The sequence below is a fragment of the Pseudomonas sp. GW823-FHT02C05 genome, from assembly GCF_058797595.1.
This window is the reverse complement of sequence record NZ_JBXAJU010000004.1, coordinates 747,299-769,577: the sequence shown is the minus strand read 5'-3', so window position 1 is coordinate 769,577 and position 22,279 is coordinate 747,299. Positions and strand designations below refer to the sequence as shown.

General features: G+C 63.6%; 22 protein-coding genes. 10 read left to right on the top strand and 12 right to left on the bottom strand.

Annotated elements, in window-relative coordinates; translation table 11 throughout:
- Nucleotides 1-216: 216 nt before the first annotated feature.
- Nucleotides 217-3,009 (bottom strand): DNA polymerase I, encoded by a 2,793-nt coding sequence (polA, locus tag AC1RGE_RS25010; protein WP_072443327.1) that lies wholly within the window; start codon nucleotides 3,007-3,009, stop codon nucleotides 217-219.
- Nucleotides 3,010-3,083: 74 nt separating this feature from the next.
- Here polA and AC1RGE_RS25005 point away from each other — a divergent pair, with 74 nt between their 5' ends.
- Together AC1RGE_RS25005 and AC1RGE_RS25000 are read left to right on the top strand one after the other, a co-directional pair.
- On the top strand, nucleotides 3,084-3,371 hold the full coding sequence (locus tag AC1RGE_RS25005) for a DUF2782 domain-containing protein (RefSeq protein ID WP_011058469.1): 288 nt from the start codon (nucleotides 3,084-3,086) through the stop codon (nucleotides 3,369-3,371).
- A 65-nt stretch (nucleotides 3,372-3,436) separates the two neighbouring features.
- Complete coding sequence (locus tag AC1RGE_RS25000; protein WP_011058468.1) at nucleotides 3,437-4,387, top strand: homoserine kinase; 951 nt, start codon at nucleotides 3,437-3,439, stop codon at nucleotides 4,385-4,387.
- A gap of 91 nt (nucleotides 4,388-4,478) precedes the next feature.
- On the opposite strand, the gene AC1RGE_RS24995 is transcribed toward AC1RGE_RS25000, so the two are convergent.
- On the bottom strand, nucleotides 4,479-5,399 hold the full coding sequence (locus AC1RGE_RS24995) for a zinc ABC transporter substrate-binding protein (RefSeq protein WP_204378529.1): 921 nt from the start codon (nucleotides 5,397-5,399) through the stop codon (nucleotides 4,479-4,481).
- Between the two features lie 66 nt (nucleotides 5,400-5,465).
- Here AC1RGE_RS24995 and zur point away from each other — a divergent pair, with 66 nt between their 5' ends.
- Genes zur through AC1RGE_RS24975 form a run of 4 tightly spaced genes read left to right on the top strand, consistent with a single transcriptional unit; the run spans nucleotide 5,466 to nucleotide 8,271 of the window.
- On the top strand, nucleotides 5,466-5,948 hold the full coding sequence (gene zur, locus AC1RGE_RS24990) for a zinc uptake transcriptional repressor Zur (protein WP_011058466.1): 483 nt from the start codon (nucleotides 5,466-5,468) through the stop codon (nucleotides 5,946-5,948).
- Nucleotides 5,948-6,733, top strand: a complete 786-nt coding sequence (gene znuC, locus AC1RGE_RS24985; protein WP_011058465.1) for a zinc ABC transporter ATP-binding protein ZnuC — start codon at nucleotides 5,948-5,950, stop codon at nucleotides 6,731-6,733. Before zur ends, znuC begins: the two co-directional genes overlap by 1 nt.
- A complete protein-coding gene (gene znuB, locus AC1RGE_RS24980; RefSeq protein WP_011058464.1) occupies nucleotides 6,726-7,514 on the top strand; it encodes a zinc ABC transporter permease subunit ZnuB in 789 nt (262 codons plus the stop codon). The genes znuC and znuB overlap by 8 nt, the downstream gene beginning before the upstream one ends.
- 37 nt (nucleotides 7,515-7,551) lie before the next feature.
- Nucleotides 7,552-8,271 carry a PA5502 family lipoprotein gene (locus AC1RGE_RS24975; RefSeq protein WP_041114991.1) on the top strand — a complete coding sequence of 240 codons (720 nt, stop codon included), beginning with the start codon at nucleotides 7,552-7,554 and terminating at the stop codon, nucleotides 8,269-8,271.
- Between the two features lie 56 nt (nucleotides 8,272-8,327).
- Here AC1RGE_RS24975 and katE read toward each other — a convergent pair whose 3' ends face one another.
- Nucleotides 8,328-10,520: a catalase HPII gene (gene katE, locus AC1RGE_RS24970; RefSeq protein WP_258538613.1), complete on the bottom strand. Its 2,193-nt coding sequence runs from the start codon at nucleotides 10,518-10,520 to the stop codon at nucleotides 8,328-8,330.
- A gap of 215 nt (nucleotides 10,521-10,735) precedes the next feature.
- Here katE and AC1RGE_RS24965 point away from each other — a divergent pair, with 215 nt between their 5' ends.
- From AC1RGE_RS24965 to AC1RGE_RS24955, 3 genes are read left to right on the top strand one after another with little or no spacing between them, the layout of a single operon-like run.
- Nucleotides 10,736-11,743, top strand: a complete 1,008-nt coding sequence (locus AC1RGE_RS24965) for a methionine ABC transporter ATP-binding protein (RefSeq protein WP_011058461.1) — start codon at nucleotides 10,736-10,738, stop codon at nucleotides 11,741-11,743.
- Entirely contained in the window at nucleotides 11,743-12,408 is a 666-nt protein-coding gene (locus AC1RGE_RS24960; protein ID WP_011058460.1) for a methionine ABC transporter permease, read from the top strand. Before AC1RGE_RS24965 ends, AC1RGE_RS24960 begins: the two co-directional genes overlap by 1 nt.
- Nucleotides 12,409-12,467: 59 nt before the next feature.
- On the top strand, nucleotides 12,468-13,241 hold the full coding sequence (locus AC1RGE_RS24955) for a MetQ/NlpA family ABC transporter substrate-binding protein (RefSeq protein WP_258611335.1): 774 nt from the start codon (nucleotides 12,468-12,470) through the stop codon (nucleotides 13,239-13,241).
- Nucleotides 13,242-13,440: 199 nt separating this feature from the next.
- On the opposite strand, the gene AC1RGE_RS24950 is transcribed toward AC1RGE_RS24955, so the two are convergent.
- From AC1RGE_RS24950 to AC1RGE_RS24930, 5 genes are read right to left on the bottom strand one after another with little or no spacing between them, the layout of a single operon-like run.
- On the bottom strand, nucleotides 13,441-14,076 hold the full coding sequence (locus AC1RGE_RS24950; RefSeq protein ID WP_015633647.1) for an SCO family protein: 636 nt from the start codon (nucleotides 14,074-14,076) through the stop codon (nucleotides 13,441-13,443).
- A complete protein-coding gene (gene cyoE, locus AC1RGE_RS24945) occupies nucleotides 14,073-14,975 on the bottom strand; it encodes a heme o synthase (protein WP_019095616.1) in 903 nt (300 codons plus the stop codon). The genes AC1RGE_RS24950 and cyoE overlap by 4 nt, the downstream gene beginning before the upstream one ends.
- Nucleotides 14,963-16,042: a COX15/CtaA family protein gene (locus AC1RGE_RS24940; protein WP_011058456.1), complete on the bottom strand. Its 1,080-nt coding sequence runs from the start codon at nucleotides 16,040-16,042 to the stop codon at nucleotides 14,963-14,965. Before AC1RGE_RS24940 ends, cyoE begins: the two co-directional genes overlap by 13 nt.
- Before the next feature lie 10 nt (nucleotides 16,043-16,052).
- On the bottom strand, nucleotides 16,053-16,643 hold the full coding sequence (locus AC1RGE_RS24935; RefSeq protein WP_015633644.1) for a PA_0111/PP_0108 family redox-active disulfide protein: 591 nt from the start codon (nucleotides 16,641-16,643) through the stop codon (nucleotides 16,053-16,055).
- Nucleotides 16,609-17,349 carry an SURF1 family protein gene (locus tag AC1RGE_RS24930; RefSeq protein ID WP_065364960.1) on the bottom strand — a complete coding sequence of 247 codons (741 nt, stop codon included), beginning with the start codon at nucleotides 17,347-17,349 and terminating at the stop codon, nucleotides 16,609-16,611. Before AC1RGE_RS24930 ends, AC1RGE_RS24935 begins: the two co-directional genes overlap by 35 nt.
- A 70-nt stretch (nucleotides 17,350-17,419) precedes the next feature.
- On the opposite strand from AC1RGE_RS24930, the gene AC1RGE_RS24925 reads away from it, so the two are divergent.
- Nucleotides 17,420-17,623 carry a twin transmembrane helix small protein gene (locus tag AC1RGE_RS24925; RefSeq protein WP_011058453.1) on the top strand — a complete coding sequence of 68 codons (204 nt, stop codon included), beginning with the start codon at nucleotides 17,420-17,422 and terminating at the stop codon, nucleotides 17,621-17,623.
- Nucleotides 17,624-17,629: 6 nt separating this feature from the next.
- On the opposite strand, the gene AC1RGE_RS24920 is transcribed toward AC1RGE_RS24925, so the two are convergent.
- The 4 genes from AC1RGE_RS24920 to coxB all read right to left on the bottom strand — a co-directional run bounded on the left by AC1RGE_RS24920 (nucleotide 17,630) and on the right by coxB (nucleotide 22,013).
- Nucleotides 17,630-18,517, bottom strand: a complete 888-nt coding sequence (locus AC1RGE_RS24920; RefSeq protein ID WP_011058452.1) for a cytochrome c oxidase subunit 3 — start codon at nucleotides 18,515-18,517, stop codon at nucleotides 17,630-17,632.
- Between the two features lie 33 nt (nucleotides 18,518-18,550).
- Nucleotides 18,551-19,108 (bottom strand): cytochrome c oxidase assembly protein, encoded by a 558-nt coding sequence (locus tag AC1RGE_RS24915; RefSeq protein ID WP_011058451.1) that lies wholly within the window; start codon nucleotides 19,106-19,108, stop codon nucleotides 18,551-18,553.
- Between the two features lie 99 nt (nucleotides 19,109-19,207).
- Nucleotides 19,208-20,803, bottom strand: coding sequence for a cytochrome c oxidase subunit I (gene ctaD / locus AC1RGE_RS24910; RefSeq protein ID WP_011058450.1), 1,596 nt, complete (start codon nucleotides 20,801-20,803; stop codon nucleotides 19,208-19,210).
- Nucleotides 20,804-20,885: 82 nt separating this feature from the next.
- On the bottom strand, nucleotides 20,886-22,013 hold the full coding sequence (gene coxB / locus AC1RGE_RS24905; protein WP_011058449.1) for a cytochrome c oxidase subunit II: 1,128 nt from the start codon (nucleotides 22,011-22,013) through the stop codon (nucleotides 20,886-20,888).
- Nucleotides 22,014-22,279 lie beyond the last annotated feature (266 nt).

Here is a 22,279-nt window from a genome sequence, read left to right as displayed (position 1 = left end):
AGGGCGGGGTCCAGATATCTGCCAACACTTAACACAACATAGGAGCATAGAAGGGCTTCACCAGCCATTCAGTAACTCTGAGTGGGCGTTCACCTATTTAGTTCCGGCCGGTTGCAAAAACTATTGGCAATAATCGATGAAATTTTCGGTGCTAATAGCTCTTCGCTAGTTTTTGCCGCGACACTATGCCGCGGCAAAAACACCTGAAAAATGCCCTTAATGGGCCTCATCCCAGTTATTTCCCACCCCCACTTCCACCAATAGCGGCACATCCAGGGTCGCGGCACCGCTCATGTGCCCGCGAATTTCCTCACGAACCTGGTCCACCAGGTCCTCGCGCACTTCCAGCACCAGTTCGTCGTGCACCTGGAGAATCACTCGGGCATCCAGCCCCGAGGACGCCAGCCAGTTGTCCACGGCCACCATGGCTTTCTTGATGATGTCTGCCGCGGTGCCCTGCATCGGCGCATTGATCGCGGTGCGTTCGGCGCCGGCGCGCTCCTGTGGCTTGTTGGAGTTGATCTCCGGCAGGTACAGGCGGCGACCGAAGATGGTCTCGACATAACCCTGGTCCGCGGCCTGGGCGCGGGTGCGGTCCATGTACTCGCGAACCCCCGGGTAACGCGCGAAGTAGGTGTCGATATAGGCCTTGGCCTGCTTGGTATCGACACCGATGTCCTTGCCCAGCTTCTGCGCGCCCATACCGTAGATCAGGCCGAAGTTGATGGCCTTGGCGCTGCGGCGCTGATCGGAAGTGACGTCCTTGAGCTCGACCTTGAACACCTCGGCCGCCGTGGCGGTGTGCACGTCCAGGTTGTTGCGGAAGGCGTTGAGCAAACCTTCGTCGCGGGACAGGTGCGCCATGATCCGCAACTCGATCTGCGAATAGTCCGCTGCCAGCAGCTTGTAGCCTGGCGGCGCGATGAAGGCCTGGCGAATGCGCCGGCCTTCAGCGGTACGTACCGGAATGTTCTGCAGGTTCGGATCGCTGGAGGACAGCCGGCCGGTGGACGCTACCGCCTGATGATAGGAGGTATGGATGCGCCCGGTACGCGGGTTGATCTGCTCCGGCAGGCGGTCGGTATAGGTGCTTTTCAACTTGCTCATGGAGCGGTACTGCATCAGCACCCGAGGCAGCGGATAGTCGTCTTCCGCCAGCTTGGCCAGCACCTCTTCAGCCGTGGATGGCTGGCCCTTGGCAGTCTTTTTCAGCACCGGCAGGCCGAGCTTGTCGTAGAGGATGCTGCCCAGCTGCTTGGGCGAGCCCAGGTTGAACTCCTCGCCGGCGATCTCGAAGGCTTCGCGCTCCAGGGCGACCATCTTGTCCCCCAGTTCGATGCTCTGCACTCCCAGGAGCTTGTCGTCCACCAGTGCTCCCTGGCGCTCGATGCGCGCCAGGACCGGCACCAAAGGCATTTCGATATCGGTGAGCACGCTGGCCAGGCTCGGTATCGCGGACAGCTTGTCGAACAGGACCTGGTGCAGGCGCAGGGTCACGTCGGCATCTTCCGCGGCGTAGGGGCCGGCCTGCTCAAGGGGAATCTGGTCGAAGGTCAACTGCTTGGCACCCTTGCCAGCGATGTCCTGGAAACTCACAGTGCTGTGGTCCAGGTACTTCTGCGCCAGGCTGTCCATGTCATGGCGGGTGGCGGTGGAGTTGAGCACGTAGGATTCGAGCATGGTATCGAAGGCCACGCCGCGCACAGTGATGCCATTGGCCTGGTCGCCGCCGATGGCGCAGTTAGCCAGGATGTTCATGTCGAACTTGGCGTGCTGGCCGACCTTGAGCAGCTTGGGATCTTCCAACAAGGGCTTGAGGGCCAGCAGTACGCTGTCGCGATCCAGCTGTGCCGGCGCGCCCATGTAGGAGTGGGTCAGGGGAACATAGGCCGCTTCGCCGGCCTTGACCGAGAAGGAAAGGCCCACCAGTTGCGCCTGCTGCGCATCGATCCCGGTGGTTTCGGTATCGAAGGCAATCAGCTTGGCGCCCTTGAGCTTCTCCAGCCAGGCATCGAAACGCTCCTGGTCGAGGATGGTTTCGTACTGCAGCTCCAGCGGAGCTTGCTCCACAGCCTGCGGCGGCGGCACGGCGGCGGGTGTCGCCTCAGCGCCGCTGAGCTCGACACGCTTGGCATCGCGCTGCAACTCGTCGAGCCAGCTCTTGAACTCCAGCAGGCTGTAGAGCTCCACCAGCTTCTCGCGGTCCGGCTCGCCCAGGTGCAGGTCGTCGAGCCCGACATCCAGCGGCACGTCGACCTTGATGGTCGCCAACTGATAGGAGAGGAAGGCCATTTCCTTGTGTTCTTCGAGCTTGGCCGGCAAGGTCTTGGCCCCGCGGATCGGCAGGGTCGGTACGATATCGAGCTGTTCGTACAGCTCCTTCAACCCGCCATTGACCCCGACCAGCAGGCCGGAAGCGGTCTTCGGACCAATGCCCGGCACCCCGGGAATATTGTCGGAAGAGTCGCCCATCAGCGCCAGGTAATCGATGATCTGCTCGGGAGCGACGCCGAATTTCTCCTTCACGCCTTCCACGTCCATGCTGCTACCGGACATGGTGTTGACCAGGGTAATGTGCCCGTCCACCAGCTGTGCCATGTCCTTGTCGCCAGTGGAAATCACCACCGGGCGGTCCGCTGCCGCGCTGCTGCGGGCCAGGGTGCCGATCACGTCATCGGCCTCGACCCCTTCCACGCACAACAGGGGGAAACCCAGGGCGATCACGCTGGCGTGCAACGGCTCGATCTGCACCCGCATGTCGTCGGGCATGCTCGGACGGTTGGCCTTGTATTCGGCATACATGTCATCGCGGAAGGTCCCGCCCTTGGCATCGAAGACCACGGCGAACGGGCTGTCCGGGTACTGCTTGCGCAGGCTCTTGAGCATGTTCAACACGCCCTTGACCGCGCCGGTAGGCAGGCCTTTGGAGGTGGTCAGCGGTGGCAGCGCGTGGAACGCGCGGTACAGATATGAAGAACCGTCCACCAGGACGAGGGGGGCTTGGCTCATGAGCGGGATCAACCTTTTCGGCGGGTCCGGCGCTAGAATAGCGGGACCGTTGACGACAAAGGGACAAGGTTATCATGCGCACACTAAATCGCTTGCTGCTGACCGGCTTGATTGCAATCGCTCCATTGGCCGCGATCGCCGCAGAAGATGCGCCATCAGCGGACCCGGAAGTAACCATTCGCACGGAAGGCGACAAGACCATCCAGGAATACCGGCAAAATGGCTTCCTGTATGCCATCAAGATCACGCCAAAGGGCGGCAAACCCTACTTCCTGGTGCGTGCCGATGGCTCGGACGGCAACTTCATCCGTTCGGATCAGCCGGATATGCTGATCCCTTCGTGGAAAATCTTTGAGTGGTAAACCACTCTGACTTCAACTCAATGGCGCTGGCTGGATAGCAGCGCCCGTACTGGCAGTTTTTAACCATGTCTGTGTTCACCCCCCTGGCTCGGCCCGAGCTGGAAACCTTTCTCGCCCCGTATGGGCTCGGCCGCCTGCTTGATTTCCAGGGGATCGCCGCTGGTAGCGAAAACACCAACTTCTTCATCAGCCTGGAACAGGGCGAGTTCGTCCTGACCCTGGTGGAACGTGGCCCGGTCCAGGAAATGCCGTTCTTCATTGAACTGCTGGACGTGCTGCACCAGGCCAACCTGCCAGTGCCCTATGCCCTGCGCACCACCGACGGCGTCGCCCTGCGCGAACTGGCGGGCAAGCCGGCGCTGCTGCAACCGCGGCTGGCGGGCAAGCACATCAAGCAGGCCAACGCCCAGCACTGCGCCCAGGTCGGTGAGCTGCTCGGCCACCTGCACGTGGCCACCAAGGACCACATGATCAAGCGCAAGACCGATCGCGGCCTGGACTGGATGCAGGAAGAGGGCAGGCAACTGCTGTCGCACCTGGCCCCCACGGCCCAGGACTTGCTGCAACGGGCCCTGGATGAAATCGCCGCTCAGAAGGTGAAGATCCTCGCCCTGCCCCGGGCCAACATCCACGCCGATCTGTTTCGCGACAACGCCATGTTCGAAGGCACCCACCTGACCGGCCTGATCGACTTCTACAACGCCTGTTCGGGACCGATGCTCTACGACGTGGCGATCGCCCTGAATGACTGGTGCTCCGACGATGAAGGCGTACTCGACGGCCAACGGGCCCGAGCCCTGCTGGGCGCCTACGCGGCGCTGCGCCCGTTCACTGCGGCAGAGGCCGAACTCTGGCCGACCCTGCTGCGGGTAGCCTGCGTGCGCTTCTGGCTATCGCGGCTGATCGCCGCCGAGAGCTTCGCCGGGCAGGACGTGCTGATTCACGATCCGATGGAGTTCCAGCAGCGCCTGGCGCAGCGGCAACAGGTCAGCATCGCGCTGCCGTTCGCCCTGTAAAACGCTTCGCGGGCAAGCCCGCTCCTACAGAGATGCGCTCAACCTGTAGGAGCGGGCTTGCCCGCGAAAGCCATCGCGCAACAATCCCCGCTTAAAGCTGCTCCAGGCAGCCCGCCAGATCATTCCCCAACTTCTCCAGCACCTGCTCATAGCCTTGAGCGGTCGCCGGCGTGTAACCGCCCAACGCATCCAGCTCCGCCAGTTTCACCGGCAGGCCGGCCACCAGGGTTTCCGCCAGGCGCGGGCGCAGGGGCGGCTCGCTGAACACACAGGTCTTGCCCACCTGCTGCAAGCGCGCGCGCATGGCGGCGACGTGCTGGGCCCCCGGCTGGACTTCCGCTGCCACGCTGAACACCCCGGCGTGCTTGAGGCCGTAGGCGTCCTCGAAGTAGTCGAAAGCTTCGTGGAACACGAAGTAAGGCTTGCCGGCGATCCCCGCCAGGCGGGTTTTCAAGCGGGCATCCATAGCATCCAGACGCTCGCTGAACGCCTTCAGGTTGTTCTGGTAGCGGGCGGCATTGGCCGGGTCGGCGGCACTCAGGTCAGCGGCCATGCGGGTGGCGATCACCCGGGCATTGACCGGCGACAGCCAGAGGTGCGCGTCCAGGGTGCCAGGACGATGATCATGGTCATGTTCGTCGGCATCTTCAGCGTGGGAGTGACTATCTTCGGCAAAGTGCCGGAGTTTCATGCCCGGCAGGTCCTGTACCGCCACCGAGGGCAGGCTACGGCCCTTCAGCACCCGCGGCAGGAAGCCTTCCATGTCCGGGCCGATCCAGTACAGCAGGTCTACGCTCTGCACCTTGCGCACGTCCGAAGGGCGCAGCGCGTAGTTGTGCGGGGAAGCTCCGGGCGGCAGCAGCACCTCGGGAACCGCCACGCCATCCTGCACGGCGGCGGCAATCAGTTGCAGCGGCTTGATGCTGGCCAGCACCCGCACTTCGGCCTGGGCCGAGCCGATCGCGAACAGGCTGAAGGTAAAAGCGACAAAAAGGCGAAAAAGTCTGGGCACGATGGACACTCGAGGAGGCGAGAACGGGTAACATAATAACGTCTCTCACAAACCTCGTCGCCGCTCATGCCTAAAACACCCCTTGCCAGCCGTCCACACGACCACTCTCACTGCGTGCACAGCGCACTGTCTGAGGCCGACGCCCTGTGCGCACGGCAAGGCCTGCGCCTGACCGCCCTGCGCCGGCGGGTGCTGGAGCTGGTGTGGCAAAGCCACAAGCCCCTGGGGGCCTACGACATCCTGGCCGTGCTCAGCGAGCAGGACGGCCGTCGCGCCGCCCCGCCAACGGTTTACCGGGCGCTGGATTTCCTCCTGGAAAACGGCCTGGTGCACCGCATCGCCTCGCTCAATGCCTTTGTCGGCTGCAACCACCCCGAGCACGCGCACCAGGGCCAGTTCCTGATCTGCCGCGAATGCCACGCCGCCATCGAGCTGGAACAGAAATCCATCAGCGACGCCATCATCAGCAGCGCCCGCGACGTCGGCTTCGTGGTCGAGGGCCAGACCGTCGAAGTGGTCGGGCTCTGCTCGGGCTGCCAGGGGGCTTGATGAGCAATGCGTTGATCCGCCTCGAGCAGGTCGGGGTGACCTTTGCCGGGCAGAACGTGCTGGAGAACATCCAGCTCAGCGTCGAACCCGGCCAGATCGTCACCCTGATCGGCCCCAATGGCGCCGGCAAGACCACGCTGGTGCGCGCCGTGCTCGGCCTGCTCAAGCCCGACACCGGCAGTGTCTGGCGCAAGCCCAAACTGCGGGTGGGCTACATGCCGCAGAAGCTTCATGTGGACCCGACCTTGCCGCTGTCGGTGCTGCGCTTTTTGCGCCTGGTGCCGGGAGTGGACCGTACCCGGGCGCTGGCAGCGCTCAAGGAAGTAGGTGCCGAGCAGGTGATCGACAGCCCGGTGCAGAGCATCTCCGGTGGCGAGATGCAGCGCGTGCTGCTGGCCCGGGCGCTGCTGCGCGAGCCGGAGCTGCTGGTGCTCGATGAACCGGTGCAAGGCGTCGATGTGGCCGGCCAGGCCGAGCTCTACAGCCTGATTACCCGCCTGCGCGACCGTCACGGCTGCGGCGTGCTGATGGTCTCCCACGACCTGCACCTGGTGATGAGCACCACCGATCAGGTGGTCTGCCTCAATCGCCACGTCTGCTGCTCTGGCCACCCCGAGCAGGTCAGCGGCGACCCGGCCTTCGTCGAGCTGTTCGGCAAGAACGCACCGAGCCTGGCGATCTACCACCACCATCACGACCATGCCCACGACCTGCATGGTTCGGTCGTCACCCAGCCCGCTTCGGGCCACGCCCATGTCCATGGAGAAAACTGCAAGCATGGCTGATTTTCTGCTCTACGCCCTGCTCGCAGGCCTGGCCCTGGCGGTGGTTGCCGGCCCCTTGGGGTCCTTTGTGGTCTGGCGGCGCATGGCCTATTTCGGCGACACCCTGTCCCACGCCGCGCTGCTCGGCGTGGCCCTGGGCTTTCTGCTGGATGTCAGCCCGGCGGTAGCGGTCACGGTCGGCTGCCTGCTGCTGGCGGTGCTGCTGGTGACCCTGCAACAGCGCCAACCCCTGGCTTCCGACACGCTGCTGGGGATTCTTGCACCCAGCACCCTGTCTCTGGGCCTGGTGGTACTAAGCTTCATGCATGAAGTGCGAATCGACCTGATGGCCTACCTGTTCGGTGACCTGCTGGCGATCAGCCCGGGCGACCTGGCGTGGATTCTCGGCGGTAGCGCGGCGGTGCTGTTGCTGCTGGTGGCGCTGTGGCGCCCCTTGCTGGCGATCACCGTGCACGAGGAACTGGCCAGGGTCGAAGGCCTGCCTGTGGCCTCGCTGCGCCTGGCGCTGATGCTGCTGATCGCCGTGGTGATTGCCGTGGCCATGAAGATTGTCGGGGTGTTGCTGATCACCTCGCTGCTGATCATCCCGGCCGCTGCGGCACAGCGTCACGCCCGCTCGCCGGAGCAGATGGCCCTGGGCGCCAGCCTGCTGGGCATGCTCGCGGTGTGCGGCGGGCTGGCGCTGTCCTGGTTCAAGGACACACCGGCCGGGCCGTCGATCGTGGTCACCGCCGCCACACTGTTTCTGCTGAGTTTTGTTCTGCCCCGTCGAGGGGTGTAGACTTGCTCGCTTTTTGCGCAATTAGAGAGTCGCAGGAATGAAGCCGTTCGCCTCCCGTTATCTGCTCCTTGTCGCATTTTCCCTGCTACTGGGAGCCTGCCAAAGCACGCCACCAGCGGCCACCGAGGTCCCTGATGCACGGGCCACGGCCATCGCGCAGCTGGAACAAAACATCGCCAGCAGCGAACTGGCCACCGCGGAAGATCAACTCAGCGCCTTGCAGGCGCAGACGCCCGACGACCCGCAACTGGTGCAGTACCAGCGGCAGTTGGCCGAAGCCTATCTGCAGCGCAGCCAGATCGTCCTGCAGAAGGGCGATGTGAACGCCGCAGCCACGGCCCTGAGCCGTGCCCGGGCACTGATGCCCAAGGCTCCGGCGCTGACCGGTGGGGTCAACAATGCCATTGCCCACGCCCGCAAGGCGGAGCTGGACAAGGCCGAAGCCGCCCTGAAGGCCGCCGAAGCGCGCCCTGCGGCCAAGCTGATCGATCCGACCGCCGAGAGCACCACCGTCGCCTTGAACGTCACTGATATCCGCAAGCTGCGGCATCAACTCGATGCCCTGGCCGCCGATGTGGTGAATTACCAGTGCGACGTGAGCATCCAGGTACCACGCACCGAGGATTACCCCTGGCTGTCGACCCTGCTCGGCAAGCGGGTGAAGAAGCTCGACCCGGACTTTGAACAGAAGATCAGTCGGCAAATCGTGCGCCATGTACCGGCGCAGATGGTGCTGACTCCGCGCAAGGCGCAGTAAAGCCTTCGCCGGCAAGCCGGCTCCTACACGGAGCAGGCTTGTCGGAGAAAGTGTGTTCAGGCCGGGATTGCCTTGGCCTTTTCCTCTCGGCTCCAGACCCGATGCTGAGCGATGGCGGCAATGAATGCCTTCAGCGCCTTGGCATCGCCCCCCACGATCAAGCCTTCATCCGCCTCCAGCCGCAGGCTGTGCAACAGCTCCCGGGCATCGCCGTGCAGGGCAATCGCCTTGAGGTGCTTGTACGCCTCCAGCAAGTAATGCAGGGCCACGCCATTGCCGCTCAAGGCCTTGATCGACTGCGCACCTCCGGGCACGAACACCGCATCGAAGGCCACCGATGGCAAGCCCTCCATGGACGCATCCACCGGCAGGCTCTTGCCGTCCGCCGTGGTGACCGGCGCCGAGGTCGGCCCCAGTAGCTTGGCGTGTGCCCCTTCGGCCTTGAGAGCCTTCTTCAGCGCATCGATCGCCGCACCATCGACGCCGTTGGCCGCCAGAATCGCCACCTTCCGGGTTTTGATATTGCCCGGCAACAGGTTCGCCTGGCTCAGGGCCGGCGAGCGCGAGAGCGAAGTCTTGCGCTCCGCCACCGTGGCTTTCTTCGGCGCCGCCAGCCCGAGGTTCTCGGCCACTCGCGCGGCCAGTTGCAGGTCGATGTTGGCCAGAATCTCGTTGACCTGGCGTTCGCGGATCCATTCACGTTCCACCTTGCCCAGCTCAAAGCTGTAGGCGGCGATGATGTGCTCCTGCTCGTGCTTGCTCATGCTCTTGTAGAACAGCCGCGCCTGGGAGAAATGGTCGCTGAACGATTCGCTGCGCTGGCGGATCTTGTGCGCATCGATACGCTCGTTGTAACTCTCGAAGCCGCCATCCTCGGCCGCCGGTGGGGTTTCCCGGGGCCAGCCGCCGTCGATGGAATTGGGCTCATAGGAGGCCCGGCCCTTGTCCAGGGTGATGCGGTGCATGGCGTCGCGCTGGCTGTTGTGGAAGGGCGCCAGCGGCCGATTGATCGGCAATTCGTGGAAGTTCGGCCCACCCAGGCGGCTGATCTGGGTATCGGTGTAGGAAAACAGCCGTCCTTGCAACAGCGGGTCGTTGGAGAAGTCGATCCCGGGCACTATGTGCCCCGGGCAGAAGGCGACCTGCTCGGTCTCGGCAAAATAGTTGTCCGGGTTGCGGTTCAGCACCATCTTGCCCAGGGGCGTGATCGGCACCAGTTCCTCGGGGATCAGCTTGGTCGGGTCGAGGATGTCGAAATCAAAGTTGTGCTCGTCTTCCTCGGCGATGATCTGTACGCCGAACTCCCACTCCGGGTAATCCCCGGCTTCGATCGATTCCCACAGGTCGCGGCGATGGAAGTCGGTGTCCTTGCCCGCCAGCTTCTGCGCCTCATCCCAGACCAGCGAACAGGTACCCACCGTCGGCCGCCAGTGGAACTTGACGAAGCTCGACCGGCCCTGGGCGTTGATCAGGCGAAAGGTATGCACGCCAAAGCCCTGCATGGCCCGCAGGCTTTTCGGAATGGCCCGGTCGGACATGGCCCAGATCACCATGTGCGCCGATTCCGGCTGCAGCGAGACAAAGTCCCAGAAGGTGTCATGGGCCGAGCCGCCGGTGGGTATTTCGTTGTGGGGTTCGGGTTTCACGGCGTGTACGAAATCGGGGAACTTGATCGCGTCCTGAATGAAGAACACCGGCATGTTGTTGCCCACCAAGTCGAAGTTGCCTTCGTCAGTGAAGAACTTCACCGCAAAGCCGCGCACGTCACGCACGGTGTCGCCAGAGCCTCTTGGCCCCTGGACCGTGGAAAAGCGTACGAACACTGGTGTTTTCTTCCCCGGATCACGCAGGAAACCGGCCTTGGTCAATGCCGAATGGTTGTCATAGCTCTGGAAGTAACCATGGGCTCCCACCCCTCGGGCATGCACGATGCGCTCGGGAATCCGCTCATGGTCGAAGTGGGTGATCTTCTCCCGCATGATGAAGTCTTCCAGCAGCGAAGGCCCACGAGCACCGGCTTTGAGGGTGTTCTGGTTGTCGGCGATCTTCACCCCCTGGTTGGTCCGCAGGGCCTGCCCGGTGGCGTCGGAGCGGAACGTCTCCAGGCTCTTGAGCTTGCTGTTGCTGTTGCCGCGGTCCAGGGTGTCGGTCCCGGCCATCTGGCTTTTTGGGGTATCGGGCTTCTTCGTGCTCATCAGGCAAAACTCCTCGTTGGCGAAATCCCTGGCGTGCCGGGGCTTCGTGGGCAAAGGCCTCCAGGCACGGCACCTGGCGGCTTTCGAGTGACTTAACTAGTGACTGACGAGAAGGTGCGAGCGTTCCTTTTTTATGACCTTTGATCGCGTTATTGCCAAATGGCAGGATGATTGCGAAATAAATGCTAAGAACCTCTATACGGACAGGCTAAAATGCGCGCCCGGCTAACCGCTGATCCTTTTCTAACGCGCCCCACAAGGTTCGCTACGTGATCGAGTTTCAAAACGTCCATAAAACCTACCGGGTCGCCGGTAAGGATATTCCCGCCCTGCACCCGACCAGCCTTCGGGTCGAGAATGGCCAGGTGTTCGGCCTGATCGGCCACTCCGGTGCGGGTAAAAGTACTCTGCTGCGCCTGATCAATCGCCTGGAAAACCCCAGTGGCGGCACCATCGTCGTCGACGACGAAGACGTCACCGCCCTGGACGCCAGTGGCCTGCGCCGCTTCCGCCAGCAGGTCGGCATGATCTTCCAGCACTTCAACCTGCTGTCGTCCAAGACCGTGGCCGACAACGTCGCCCTGCCCCTGACCCTGGCCGGCGAGCTGTCGCGCAGCGACATCGACCGCCGGGTGGCCGAGCTGCTGGACCGGGTCGGCCTGGCCGACCACGCGAAGAAATACCCGGCGCAGCTGTCCGGCGGCCAGAAGCAGCGCGTCGGCATCGCCCGCGCCCTGGCCACCAAGCCGAAGATCCTGCTGTGCGACGAGGCCACCAGCGCCCTGGACCCGCAGACCACCGCCTCGGTCCTGCAACTGCTGGCCGAGATCAACCGCGAGCTGAACCTGACCATCGTCCTGATCACCCACGAGATGGACGTGATCCGTCGCGTCTGTGACCAGGTGGCGGTGATGGACGCCGGCGTGATCGTCGAACAGGGCCCGGTGGCCGACGTGTTCCTGCACCCCAAGCACCCGACCACCCGGCGCTTCGTCCAGGAAGACGAGCAGATCGACGAGAACGAGCAGCGCGACGACTTCGCCCACGTACCGGGGCGCATCGTGCGCCTGACCTTCCAGGGCGATTCCACCTACGCGCCGCTGCTGGGCACCGTGGCCCGGGAGACCGGGGTCGACTACAGCATCCTCGCCGGACGCATCGACCGCATCAAGGACACCCCTTACGGGCAACTGACCCTGGCCATCACCGGCGGTGACATGGAAGCGGCCTTCGCCCGCTTCACCGCGGCCGATGTCCACATGGAGGTGCTGCGCTGATGGATACCTTCTTCGCCAACATCGACTGGCTGGAAATCTGGCTGGCCACCGGCGACACCCTGATGATGCTCGGCGGCTCGCTGCTGTTCACCGTACTGCTGGGCCTGCCACTGGGCGTGCTGCTGTTCCTCTGCAGCCCGCGCCAACTGCTGGAGCAGAAGTCGCTGTATGCGCTGCTGTCGCTGGTGGTCAACATCCTGCGTTCGCTGCCGTTCATCATTCTGCTGATCGTGATGATTCCCTTCACCGTACTGATCACCGGCACATCGCTGGGGGTTGCCGGGGCCATTCCACCGCTGGTGGTCGGCGCCACGCCGTTCTTTGCCCGGCTGGTGGAAACCGCCCTGCGCGAAGTGGATCGCGGCATCATCGAGGCCACCCAGTCCATGGGTGCCAGCACCCGGCAGATCATTACCAATGCCTTGCTCCCGGAAGCCCGCCCGGGCATCTTTGCCGCTATCACCGTGACTGCCATTACCCTGGTGTCCTACACCGCCATGGCCGGCGTGGTGGGGGCCGGTGGCCTGGGCGACCTGGCGATCCGCTTCGGCTACCAGCGCTTCCAGACCGATGTGATGGTGGTGACCGTGGTGTTGCTGCTGGTGCTGGTCCAGGTTCTGCAAACCGTCGGCGACAAGCTGGTGGTGCACTTTTCCCGCAAATAAAATTGCCGGCCCAGGCCGGCAGGCGCCCGGGGTCGGGCGACTTACAAGGAGCTTGTTGGATGAAAAAACTACTCGTCGCTTTCGCAGCCGTTGCCGCGTTCTCCGCGCACGCCGCCGAAACCCTGACCGTGGCCGCCACACCAGTGCCCCACGCCGAGATCCTGGAGTTCGTCAAACCGGCCCTGGCCAAGGAAGGCGTGGAACTGAAGGTCAAGGTCTTCACCGACTACGTGCAGCCCAACGTGCAAGTCGCCGAAAAGCGCCTGGACGCCAACTTCTTCCAGCACCAGCCCTACCTGGATGAGTTCAACAAGGCCAAGGGCACCAAGCTGGTGAACGTTGCCGGTGTTCACGTCGAGCCCCTGGGTGCCTATTCCAGCAAGTACAAGCAGCTCTCCGAACTGCCGGGCGGCGCCACCGTGGTGATCCCCAACGACGCCACCAACGGCGGCCGCGCGCTGTTGCTGCTGGACAAGGCCGGCCTGATCAAGCTCAAGGATTCCAACAACATCCTGGCCACCATCAAGGACATCACCGAGAACCCCAAGGACCTGAAGTTCCGTGAACTGGAAGCCGCCACCATCCCGCGCGTGCTGACCCAGGTCGACCTGGCGCTGATCAACACCAACTATGCCCTGGAAGCCAAGCTGGATCCTTCCAAGGACGCCCTGGTGATCGAAGGCAAGGATTCGCCTTACGTGAACATCCTGGTGGCCCGTCCTGACGACAAGGATTCGGACGCCATGAAGAAGCTGGTCGCGGCCCTGCACAGCCCTGAAGTGAAGCAGTTCATTCTCGAGAAGTACAAAGGCGCCATCGTGCCGGCGTTCTGATCGGTTGCAGAAACACAAACGGGGCGCCTTGGGGCGCCCCGTTTCGTTGTAGCCGCTGCCGAAGGCCGGGATAAGGCGCCCAGCGTCTTCCAAGGGCATCAGGAGCACGTCCTCTTCGAGGCCGATCGCAGCCTGCGGCAGCGGCTACAGGGTTCGGCGGTTCGGCGGTTCGGCGGTTCGGCGGTTCGAGCATGTAGCGTTATTTGCGCTGCAGCATCACAGGCAGTTGGGCCACCAGCTTCTGGTTGTTCAGCGGAGCACGGATGAAACCGCGCTGGGTACCGTCCGGGCCGATCACCGCCAGGTTGCCGCTGTGGTCCACGGTGTAGTTGGGCTTGCTGGTATCGGCCGGGATGAAGGGAATGCTCACGGCGTTGGCAAGCTTCTGCAGGTCTTCCACCGAGGAGGCGGTCAGGCCCTTGAAGTCCTTGTCGAAGTAGCCCAGGTACTGCTTGAGCTGCTGCGGGGTATCACGGTTGGGGTCGACGCTGACCAGGACCACCTGCAGCTTGTCCACCGCTTCCTTGGGCAGCTCGCTCTTGATCTGCCGCAACTGCGCCAGGGTGGTGGGGCAGATGTCCGGGCAGAAGGTGTAGCCGAAGAACAGCAGCGACCATTTGCCCTTCAGCTCGTCGATCACCACTGGCTGGCCGTCCTGGTCGACCATCTTCACCGCAGGCAGGGTACGGCTTTGCGGCAGCAGGATGATGCCCGCATCGATCAGTGCAGTGGGGTCGCCCTGACCCTTGCCGGACAGTACTTTGTTGACGGTAAGCCCCAGCACCAGGGCCACCAGGGCAACGAGAATAAAGACGGTTTTCTGAGTTCGAGTCATAGGTTCAACAATAGGTAGTGGTCTACGAGCAGGGCGATGAACAGCAGGAACAAGTAATAAATAGAGTACTTGAAGGTGTTGATCGCCGCGTGCGGCCGAGTGCCACGGTACAGCACCCAGGCCCATTGCAGGAAGCGCCCGCCCAGGGCCAGGGCGCACACCAGGTACAGCACGCCACTCATGTGGATGACATAGGGCAGCAAGCTCACCGCCAGCAGGGCAAAGGTGTAGAGCAGGATGTGCACCTTGGTGTAGTGCTCGCCATGGGTGACCGGCAGCATCGGGATATCGGCCTTGGCGTATTCCTCTTTGCGGTGGATGGCCAGGGCCCAGAAGTGCGGCGGGGTCCAGGCGAAGATGATCAGCACCAGCAGCAGCGGTTCGGCGCTCATGTGCCCGGTGGCGGCGACCCAGCCCAGCAACGGTGGAGCCGCGCCGGCCAGCCCGCCGATCACGATGTTCTGCGGCGTCGCGCGCTTCAGAAACCCGGTGTAGACCACCGCATAGCCCAGCAGCGAGGCCAGGGTCAGCCAGGCCGTGAGTGGATTGGTGAAGGTCAGCAGCAGCGCCTGCCCGGCTAGCGCCAGGAGCAGGGCAAAGGCCAGCGCCGCTCGTGGCGATACCCGGCCTTCGGCCAGGGGCCGCTTGTGGGTCCGGGCCATTACCGCATCGATGCGCCGGTCCACCACATGGTTGACCGCCGCCGCCCCGCCCGCGCACAGGGCAATGCCCAGGTTGCCGAACACCAGCACCGTCCACGGAACTCCGGCGCGGGTGGCGAGGAACATGCCCACCAGGGAGGTGATCAGCATCAGCACCACCACCTTGGGTTTGGTCAGTTCCAGGTAATCGCGCCAGATCGCCTGGGGGTGCTGACGTTCGCCGATCAGAGTCGCCATGGCATCTCTCCTTTGATGGTGATGGGACCCGCCATCTGTTTACGCGGGCTGAGCCGCCAGCCCAGGGGCAGGCGATCCCGGGCCCGTACCAGGCTGGTACGGGCGTGGTAGTTGACCAGCACCAGGGTCAGCAGCAGCGCCGCCCCCCCGGCGTTGTGGGCCACGGCCACCGGCAGTGGCAAATGAAAGAACACGTTGCTCAGGCCCAGGCTGACCTGCGCCCCCAGCGCCACCAGCACCAGCCCGGCCAGGCGGGTCATGCCGGTCTGCCGCAGCTGCCAGGCCAGGCCCAGCAACACCAGGGTCACCAGCACCGCGCCAACCCGGTGGGTCATGTGGATGGCGGTGCGGGCATCGCTGTCCAGTTGCCCGCCCAGGTAGTTGGGGCCGATGTGCTGGGTCAGGTGGAAGCCGTTGGCGAAGTCCATGTTCGGCCACCACTGGCCATGGCAGGTGGGCAGGTCGATACAGGCCACCGCCGCGTAGTTGGAACTGACCCAGCCACCCAGGGCGATCTGCCCGATCACCAGCACCAGCCCGGCGGTGGCCCAGTACTGCAAGCGCCGCGGCACGATCAGCGCCGGCAATACCCCGGACAGGCGCAAGGTCAGCAGGAACAACAGGCTCAGGGTGGCGAAACCGCCCAGCAGGTGCGCGGTGACCACTTGCGGCCAGAGCTTGAGGGTCACTGTCCACATGCCGAAGGCCGCCTGGGCGAACACCACTGCCAGGAGGAACAGCGGTAGCTTCAGGGGCTGCCCCGGATGCCGGCGATGGGTCCAGGCCCGGGCCGCCAGGAGCACGATCAGCAGCCCCAGGGTGCCGGCGAAGTATCGGTGGATCATCTCGTTCCAGCCCTTGTGGGCCTCCACCGGGGTATCGGGAAAATGCAGCTCGGCATGGGCCAACTGGGCTTCGCCTTTCGGCACGCTGATAAAGCCGTAGCAGCCGGGCCAGTCCGGGCAGCCGAGGCCGGCATGGGTCAGCCGGGTGTAGGCGCCGAGCAGCACCACGATCAGGGCCAGCAAGGTGGCAAACAACGCGAGGCGAAATCCAGGTTTGGCCATGACGATGCCCTTATCCGATGTTCGACAGTTTCAGCAGGTGGCGCAGGTCGTTGAGCAGGTCCTTGCCCTTGACCCGGGCGTCGTAGCGCAGCACCAGGTTGCTGTGGGGGTCGACGATCCACAGCTGCGGCGCCTCCTTGTCGTTGGCGCCCTTGGTGAAGGTCGCCAGGTCCAGGGGGTAGCGTTGCAGTTGCGGGTATTCACGCTGCAGCTTGGCTTCGTATTCGGCGCTCAGGGGCCGGGCGCTGGCCAGGGCATGGCTGGCCCGCGAGGCATCACGGCCCAGGGCGATCTGGATCTGCCGCGCCAGGTACACCAGTTGCTGGCAATCCACTGCGCACTCCCCGGGCGCGGTGACCAGAACCTGCCAGCGATCCTCCTCGGCCTGCACGCCGATCTGGGCGCGGGTCTGGCCATTGCCGATCAGCTCGCCGTGATAGCTGCGGCTTTCCGGTACCCAGAACTGCAGCTTGTACATGCCGGTGGCAAGGATCATCGGGCCGATCACCATCAGCAGGATCAGCACCAGTTGCCAGCGGCCGCGCCGCCGGTTGGGCGCCTGGGCGTCAGAGATGTTGGGTGGATTCATGGCCGTTCCCATGGCGTTTCTCCCGAGTGTTGTGCCAGCCGAAATAGAGATAGAGAGCGAACAGCGCCAGGGCCATGGCGAACCACTGCACCGCATAGGCCTGGTGTTTTTCCGGGCCCATGGCGACCACCGGCCATTCGGTCAGGTAGGCACCCGGGCCCGACTCCAGGCGCACTTCATGGTCGAAACCGCTGCGGCCCAGCTCGGCCCAGAGCGCCTGCGGAGCCACGGCGGTAATCAGCCGCGGCCAGCTTGCGCCGCTGGGGTCGGCGTGCAGTTGGAATGCCGCGCCCGGCGAAACGTAGACCCAGGCATCCAGGCTCAGGCTCTGCTGCGGGGTGCTGAATACGGGAGGCGTGCGCCGGTCGGGCCAGGGCAGCCAGCCGCGGTTGACCAGCAGCCAGCGACCGCTGGCCTGGTCGAGGAAGGGTTGCAGCAGCTCGACCCCGACCTTGCCGTCATGCAGGCGGTTATCCAGCAACAGGCTGTGGTCGGCATCGAAATGACCGTGCAGGCGTACCCGGCGAAAAGCCGGATCCTCGCTGGCCAACAGCTCGAACAGGGCCACCGGCTCCGCCGCACGGCGCTCGGCGTAGCTGGCCAGCAACTGGCGCTTCTGCTCGCCCCGGCCCAGTTGCCAGAAGCCCAGGGCAACCAGCACCGGCAGCAGCAAAAGCACCACCAGGGTCGGCCCGATGCCCGGCCGGAAGCCCTTCATGGCTGGCCTGCAAGGCTGAGAAATCCACTCGCTATACTGCTGTACATCGCGTTTCCCCCGGAGTCCCACCATGCTCAAAGCAGCCATCGTCCTGATGCTGATTGCCACGGTTGTCAGCCTGTTCAGCGGCCTGTTCTTTCTGGTCAAGGACGACAGTTCATCCAAGCGCCTGGTGACCTCACTGAGCATTCGGGTCGCGCTGGCCGTGGTCACCGTCGGCTTGATCGCCTGGGGTTTCTTCAGCGGCCAGCTGGTCTCCCACGCGCCCTGGTAGGGCGCCTCAGAGCACGTAGACGAAAACGAACAGGCCGATCCAGACCACGTCGACGAAGTGCCAGTACCAGCTGGCGGCCTCGAAGCCGAACTGGTGCTCGGCGTCGAAATGCCCGCGCATGATGCGCATCAGCATCACAAACAGGATCAGGGTGCCAATGGTCACGTGGGCACCGTGGAAACCGGTGAGCATGAAGAAGGTGGCGCCGTAGATCCCCGAACCCAGGGTCAGCCCCAGCTCGTGGTAGGCATGGATGTATTCCTCGGCCTGAAAGCCCAGGAAGGCGCAACCCAGCAGCACCGTCAGCGCCAGCCAGATCTTCAGCGCGCCGCGATGGCCTTTCTTCAAGGCGTGGTGGGCGATGGTCACGGTGACGCTGGAACTCACCAGCAGGATGGTGTTGAGCAGCGGCAGGCCCCAGGGGCTGATGGTGCCCTTGGGCGACGGAAAGAGTTTCGGGTCGGGGTTGTTGAGCAGCGGCCAGACGAACTCGAAGTTCGGCCACAGCATGTGGGCGATGCCCTTGTGCCCCTCACCGCCGAGCCAAGGCCCGGACATGTGCCGCACATAGAACAGCGCGCCGAAGAAGGCCATGAAGAACATCACTTCGGAAAAGATGAACCAGCTCATGCCCCAGCGGAACGAGCGATCGAGCTGGGCGCTGTAGAGTCCGGCGCGGCTTTCCTTGACCACCGCACCAAACCAGCCGAACAGCATGTAGGCCAGCAGCAGGCCGCCGACGAAAAAGATCAGCGGGCCGTGGGATTCCGGTCGCGCAGCCTTGAGGTCGTTGAACCAGGTGCCCAGGCCCACCACGGTGACGAACATGCCCACCGTTGCGATGATCGGCCACTTGCTCTGGGCGGGAACGTAATAGTGCTCATGAGTCGCCATGGGTTGTTCTCCTTATCGGGCACGCTAGATCGTCTAGCCACCGTTCTTGGCGGCAACCGCCACCGGTGGATGACGCGCGGTGATATCGAACAGCGTGTAAGCCAGCGTCAGGTGCTTCACATCCTTGGGCATGTCACGGTCAACGATGAAACGCACCGGCATCTCGATCTTCTCGCCCGGCTGCAGCACCTGCTGGGTAAAGCAGAAGCACTCGGTCTTGTGGAAATACATGGCCGCGCTGCTGGGGGAGATGCTCGGGATCGCCTGGGCGCTCATCGGGTGGTCGCTGGGGTTGCGGGCGATGAAGATCATCTCGTTCACCGCCCCCGGATGGACCACGATGTCATCGGACTTGGGATAGAAATCCCAGACCATGTCGATGGCATTGGTGGACAGGAACTGCACCCGCACCTGGCGCGATACATCCACCTGCTGCCCCTGGTCCGCATACTGCCCACCGGTCTTGCCGTTGATCCCCAGGGCCTTGCACATCACGTCGTAGATCGGCACCAGGGCAAAACCGAAGACGAACATCGCCACCACCACCAGCAACAGGCGGGTCACCAGTTTCTTCAGCGTTACCTCGGCCATCTCAACGTCCTCCCAAGCCTGTAGGAGCCGGCTTGCCGGCGAAGCGGGCACCACCCTCTGGCGCCTTCGCGAGCGAGCTCGCTCCTACAGCACAGATGTTCATTTCACTTCCGGCGGGGTGACAAAGGTGTGGTACGGCGCCGGCGAGGGAATACTCCACTCCAGGCCTTCGGCACCTTCCCAGGGTTTGGCCGGAGCCGCTTTGCCGCCGCGGATGCACTTGATGACGATGAACAGGAAGAAGATCTGCGTCGCGCCGAAGGTGAACGCACCGATCGAGGACACCATGTTGAAGTCGGCGAACTGCAGGTTGTAGTCCGGGATCCGCCGCGGCATGCCCGCCAGCCCCACGAAGTGCATGGGGAAGAACGCCATGTTCATGCCGACGAAGGACAGCCAGAAGTGCAGCTTGCCCAGGGTCTCGTCGTACATGTGCCCGGTCCACTTGGGCAGCCAGTAGTAGGCCGAGGCGAAGATCCCGAAGATCGCCCCCGGCACCAGTACGTAGTGGAAGTGCGCCACCACGAAGTAGGTGTCCTGGTACTGGAAGTCCGCCGGAGCAATGGCCAGCATCAGCCCGGAGAAACCGCCGATGGTGAACAGGATGACGAAGGCCACCGCGAACAGCATCGGTGTCTCGAAGGTCAGCGAGCCCTGCCACATGGTACTCACCCAGTTGAACACCTTGACTCCAGTGGGCACGGCGATCAGCAGGGTGGCGTACATGAAGAACAGCTCGCCCACCAGCGGGATGCCCACCACGAACATGTGGTGCGCCCAGACGATGAACGACAGGAAGGCGATCGCTCCGGTGGCATAGACCATCGAGGTGTAGCCGAACAGTGGCTTGCGGCTGAAGGTGGGGATGATCGAGCTGACCGCGCCGAAGGCCGGCAGGATCATGATGTACACCTCGGGGTGGCCGAAGAACCAGAACACGTGCTGGAACAACACCGGGTCACCGCCGCCGGCTGCACTGAAGAAGCTGGTGCCGAAATGGATGTCCATCAGCATCATGGTCACCACCCCGGCCAGTACCGGCATCACCGCAATCAGCAGGAAGGCGGTGATCAGCCAGGTCCAGACGAACAGTGGCATCTTCATCAGGGTCATGCCCGGGGCTCGCAGGTTGAGGATGGTGGCGATCACGTTGATCGCGCCCATGATCGAGCTGACGCCCATCAGGTGGATGGCGAAGATGAAGAAGGTCACGCTTTCCGGGGCGTAGGTGGTGGACAGGGGGGCATAGAAGGTCCAGCCGAAGTTCGGCCCGCCGCCGGGCATGAACAGGGTCGAGATCAGCAACAGGAAGGCCGCCGGCAGCAGCCAGAAGCTGAAGTTGTTCATCCGCGGCAGGGCCATGTCCGGCGCGCCGATCATCAACGGGATCATCCAGTTGGCCAGGCCGACGAAGGCCGGCATCACCGCACCGAAGACCATCACCAGGCCATGCATGGTGGTCATCTGGTTGAAGAACGCCGGCTCGACGATCTGCAGCCCGGGCTGGAACAGTTCGGCACGGATCACCATGGCGAACGAGCCGCCCAGCAGGAACATGCAGAAGCTGAACCACAGGTACAGGGTGCCGATGTCCTTGTGGTTGGTGGTCAGTACCCAGCGCATCAGGCCCTTGGCCGGGCCATGGGCGTGGTCATCATGGCCGGCGTGGCCGTGGTCATCGATCACAGCACTCATGTCCTGTCTCCTGCGAGCGAATGGACTGGATGATCGGCGGCGAAACGCCGCGACCGGTTGCGCACATACCCCATGAGCCGGCTCATTTGCTTTCCGCCTGCTTCAGCGCCAGGACTTCCTTGGGCGTCACCATGTCGCCCTTGTTGTTGCCCCAGGCGTTGCGTTCGTAGGTGACGACGGCGGCGATGTCGACTTCCGACAGCTGCTTGCCGAAGGCGGCCATGGCGGTGCCCGGCTTGCCGTGGAACACCAGGCTCAGGTGAGCCTCCTTGGGACCGGTAGCGATCTTCGAGCCCTTGAGGGCCGGGAACATCGGCGGCAGGCCCTGGCCTTCCGCCTGGTGACAGGCAACGCAGGTGGTGTGGTAGATCTTGTCACCGCGGGCCACCAGCTCGTCGAGGGTCCATTCCTTGCTGGTCAGCTCCTTGAGCTTGGCCGCCTCGGCCTTGCGCTCGCCCATCCAGGTGTCGTAGTCGGCCTGGCTCTTGACCTCCACCACGATCGGCATGAAGCCGTGGTCCTTGCCGCACAGCTCGGCGCACTGGCCACGGTAGATGCCGGGCTTGTCGACCCGGGTCCAGGCCTCATTGACGAAACCCGGGATAGCATCACGCTTGACCGCAAAGGCCGGCACCCACCAGGAGTGGATGACGTCGGCGGCGGTCACCAGAAAGCGCACCTTGGCGCCCACCGGAAGTACCAGCGGCTGGTCGACCTCCAGCAGGTAGTGCTCGCCCTTGGTGCTCTGGTTGTGGATCTGGTCGGCGGGGGTGGCCAGGTTGCTGAAGAACTCCACGTCCTGGCCGAGGTATTTGTAGTGCCACTTCCACTGGTAGCCGGTGATCTGGATATCCACGTCCGGCTCGCTGGTGTCGTACATCTTGATCAGCGTCGCCGTGGCAGGCACGGCCATGGCCACCAGGATCAGGAAGGGAATGATGGTCCAGAGGATTTCCACCGTGGTGCTTTCGTGGAATTTGGCCGGGACCTGGCCGACGGAACGGCGGTGAACGATCATCGACCAGAACATCGCACCGAAGACGATGACGCCGATCACCACACAGATCCAGAAGATGGTCATGTGCAGGTCGAATACCGCGTGGCTTATCTCGGTCGCCCCAGGCGTCATATTCACGGTCCAGGCGGCTTGCGCCTGGCTGAATACCGACCACAACAGGAGGCCCATCCAGACATGTGGATGTCGCATCATTGCGGGTTCCCCTTATCGTTCTTGTTATCCCGCCGGCTTAACACCTGCGGCAAGGGAGCGGCTGCCTAGACTACGAACTTAAACCGGCCGAGCCTTCGCTGCATTTGCAGTCGGGCGTCATCAGCTAACTTCATACAAGGGCGAGTATAGACAGCGACTCCCACCTCGCAACGCGAGGGCGTAAATCAGCTGAAACACTAATAAGGAGGTTTGCAGGCCACGGCGGGAAAGGGATCGAGTGCCCTGGATGGCGAAACGATATAACC